This window comes from Halomonas sp. BM-2019, from assembly GCF_017584085.1.
Map to the genome: position 1 here is coordinate 2,649,376 of NZ_CP071922.1, position 3,437 is coordinate 2,652,812.

Sequence of the window (3,437 nt, forward strand, 5' to 3'; positions counted from 1 at the left end):
GCGTGGCGGCCGGTCTCGACGCCGTCGCCGCCGGCCTCGACGCCGTACATGGCGACCTCGTCATCCTCCACGAAGGGGTAGAAGAGCCCCATGGCATTGGAGCCGCCGCCCACGCAGGCGATCAGCGCGTCGGGCAGCTTGCCGAACTCCTCCAGGGACTGGCGACGCGCCTCGCGCCCCACCACGGCATTGAAGTCGCGCACCAGCATCGGATAGGGGTGCGGGCCGGCCACGGTGCCGATGATGTAGAAGGTATCGTCGACGTTGGTGACCCAGTCGCGCATCGCCTCGTTCATGGCGTCCTTGAGGGTGCGGGTGCCGGACTGCACGGCGATGACGTTGGCGCCGAGCAGGCGCATGCGGTAGACGTTGAGCTTCTGGCGCTCCACGTCCTCGGCGCCCATGTAGACGTCGCACTTGAGCCCCAGGCGGGCCGCCACCGTGGCGGTGGCCACGCCGTGCTGGCCGGCGCCGGTCTCGGCGATGACCCGCGGCTTGCCGCTCTTCTTGGCGAGCAGCGCCTGGCCGATGGTGTTGTTCACCTTGTGGGCGCCGGTGTGGTTGAGGTCCTCGCGCTTGAGCGGCGAGGGACGGCCCACGTAGTGGGCCAGGTGATAGTCGAATTCCGCCTGGAACTCAGGATCGTCGCGCAGACTCAGGTAGGTCTTGGCCAGATCCTCCAGGGCGAAGCTCAGGGTCTCCGAGACGAATCGGCCGCCGTAGGCGCCGAAGTGGCCACGGGCATCCGGCAGTCGGGTCAGGTCACTGAACTTGCTCACGAAAGACACCTCACAGGTCGCCAGAAGGGCTAAGGGGGGTTGACAGCAACGGTTGAAGGCAACGGTAACCAGCAGCGGTGAAACGCCCTGGCCGCGGCGGCCCTCGATGGCCCGGCGGCGGCGCCGGGCGCCCGGGACGCCTCAGCGCGACAGGCGCCGCGCATCGGCGGCCCGCACGGCCTCGAGGAAGGCCGCCAGGCGGCCGGCATCCTTGACGCCGGGCGCGGCCTCGACTCCGCCGGAGACATCCACGGCCAGGGGCGCCACCGTCGCGATGGCCTCGGCCACGTTGTCGGGCGTCAGGCCTCCGGCGAGGATAACAGGTTTTGCCAGGCCTGCGGGGATCCGGGACCAGTCGAAGGTCTCCCCGGTCCCGCCGGGCACGCCGGGGCGGTAGGCGTCGAGCAGCAATCCCCGGGCGCCCCGGTAGGCCTCGGCGGCGGCGGGCAGGTCCAGCCCCTCGCGCATGCGCAGCGCCTTGATCCAGGGGCGCCCCGCCCGCTCGCAGGTCGCCGGCGACTCGTCGCCGTGGAACTGCAGCAGGTCCAGGTGGCCGGCACAGCGCTCGACCAGCGCCGGGTCCTGGTCGACGAAGAGCCCCACCCGGGTGACGAAGGCCGGCACCCGGGCGGCCAGCGCCGCCAGGCGCGCCTCGGAGACGGCGCGCCGGCTGCCGGGCCAGAGCACGAAACCCAGGGCATCGGCGCCGGCCGCCACGGCGGCGTCCACATCCTCGGGGCGGGTCAGGCCGCAGATCTTGACGCGGGTACGCTGCATCATCACACCTCCTTCTCGGCCACCGGTTGCCCGCGGCGGAACTCGACCAGGGGACAGTCGGGCAGCGGCCGCTCGCCGGTCCACTCGCCGAGGAAGGCCAGCAGGTTGGGGCCGAGCGGCTCCCGGGGCAGCCCCCAGCGCGCGTCATAGAGGGAGTCGACGAAGTGCAGGCCGCAGGCCGGGGCGGTGACATCGCCCAGAGTGCGGTCCTTGAGCGCCATCAGCTCGGCCAGGTAGTCGTCGCCGCGCTCACCGCGACCCACGGTGACCAGGGCGCCGACGATGTTGCGGATCATGTGGTGCAGGAAGGCGTTGCCCTGGACATCGACCACCACCAGGGGGCCATGGCGGTGCACCTCGATGAAGTGCAGGTGGCGCCAGGGGGTCTTCGACTGGCAGCCGGCGGCACGGAAGCTCGAGAAGTCGTGCTCGCCCACCAGCGCCTGGGCGGCGCGGTGCATGGCGTCGGCATCCAGGGGGTCGCGGCACCAGGTGGCATTGGCGCGCTCCAACACCGGGCGGCTGGGTTGGTTGAGCAGCACGTAGCGGTAGCGGCGCGCCAGCGCCTTGAAGCGGGCGTGGAACTCATCGGGCACCTCGGTGACCCAGCGCACGGCGATATCCCGCGGCAGGTTGGCGTTGACGCCGAATACCCAGGCCTTCTGGGAACGCGGCACCGGCGAGTCGAAGTGGATGACCTGACGGGTGGCATGCACCCCGGAGTCGGTGCGTCCGCTGGCGTGTACCCGAATCGGCTCATTGGCCACCCTGGCCAGCGCCGTCTCCAGCGAAGCCTGCACCGAGGCGGCATGCTTGAGACGCTGCCAGCCACAGTAGGCGCTGCCGTCATACTCGACCCCCATGGCCAGGCGTCCTGTCATGGGGGTGCGTTCATCGAGGCGGTGAAAGAGGGTCATGCGGCCTTCATCTGTCCAGGCGATTGAGCAGGGCCGTCGCCTCCTCCCGGATCGTCGGATTCGCATCCTGACGGAGCCTGACCAGCCGCTCGCGCGCCGCGGCGACGCGTCCCTCGGCGATCAGGCGCCGCGCCTCGGCAAGGCCGTCGGGAGTGGCATCGGCGGCGTGGGGCACATTATCCGCTCGCAGCGGCGGGAAGGCCACCTCCTCCACCTCCCACTCCTCGGGAATCTCGCCCGGAGCGTCACGCTCGGCGACGGCGCGCTCGGGCTCGGCGCCCTGCCCTGCCGCCTCGCCCACCGGCGCCTCCCCCGCCGGCACATCGGCCGTGAACTCGACGCTAGGCTGCATCGGCGTCTCCTCCCGGGGCGCCGGCGTGGGGTCAAGCGCCGGCGGCCGGTAGTCGATGACCTCGCTGCCATCGTCGCGCTTGCGGGTCACCACCTTGGGCAGCTCGGGCTTGAAGCGCTCGGATCCCGGGGGCTCGGACGCCGGTGGCGTGGCGTCGGACGTCGCCTCCCCGGCATCCGGCGGCGCCACCGGGCGAGGGGAGCGCTCCGGCTCGCTCGGGGCGGCCTGGGTCGAACCAGGCGCGGCCGAGGAGGCAAGCCCCCGGGATGCGGCAGGCGCCTCCGAGGGAGCATCGGACGCCTCGTCCGGGGGCTCGTCGAAGACCCGCGGCGGCAGTTCGGCCGATTCGGCGAACACAGCCCGGTCGTCTTCCGTCCCGTCGGTCGTGAAGGGGGCCGCGTGCGCCCCGCTCGCTCCCTCCTCGGGGCCGGCCATCAGCCGCGCCACCTCGTCGCGCACGGCCGGGTTGCCGCCGTCGCGCAGTCGCGCGGCTTCCTGCTGCGCCGCCTCGCGGCTGCCCTGCTCCAGGTGGACCTTGAGTAGCTTGAGCCGCAGGTCATCGCGCTCCGGCTCCCGGGCCAGGCTCGCTTCCAGCAGTTCGCGGGCCTGATC

Annotated in this window: 3 protein-coding genes and 1 pseudogene; all 4 read right to left on the bottom strand. The window is 72.1% G+C overall.

Translation table 11 applies throughout. The features are described 5' to 3' along the window. On the bottom strand, positions 1-779 hold a 779-nt coding region (locus tag J5F18_RS13285; RefSeq protein ID WP_346299085.1), incomplete at its 3' end, for a tryptophan synthase subunit beta. Between the two features lie 141 nt (positions 780-920). Next, on the bottom strand, positions 921-1,559 hold the full coding sequence (locus J5F18_RS13290) for a phosphoribosylanthranilate isomerase (protein ID WP_346299086.1): 639 nt from the start codon (positions 1,557-1,559) through the stop codon (positions 921-923). Next, complete coding sequence (truA, locus tag J5F18_RS13295; RefSeq protein WP_346299087.1) at positions 1,559-2,473, bottom strand: tRNA pseudouridine(38-40) synthase TruA; 915 nt, start codon at positions 2,471-2,473, stop codon at positions 1,559-1,561. The genes J5F18_RS13290 and truA overlap by 1 nt, the downstream gene beginning before the upstream one ends. A 7-nt stretch (positions 2,474-2,480) precedes the next feature. Beyond that, positions 2,481-3,437 (bottom strand): annotated as a pseudogene (locus J5F18_RS13300) (hypothetical protein); the annotation flags it as partial.

Coding starts and splice junctions, on each gene's coding strand:
- truA (WP_346299087.1), bottom strand. CDS start 2,473: ATGACCCTCTTTCACCGCCTCGATGAACGCACCCCCATGACAGGACGC.
- J5F18_RS13290 (WP_346299086.1), bottom strand. CDS start 1,559: ATGATGCAGCGTACCCGCGTCAAGATCTGCGGCCTGACCCGCCCCGAG.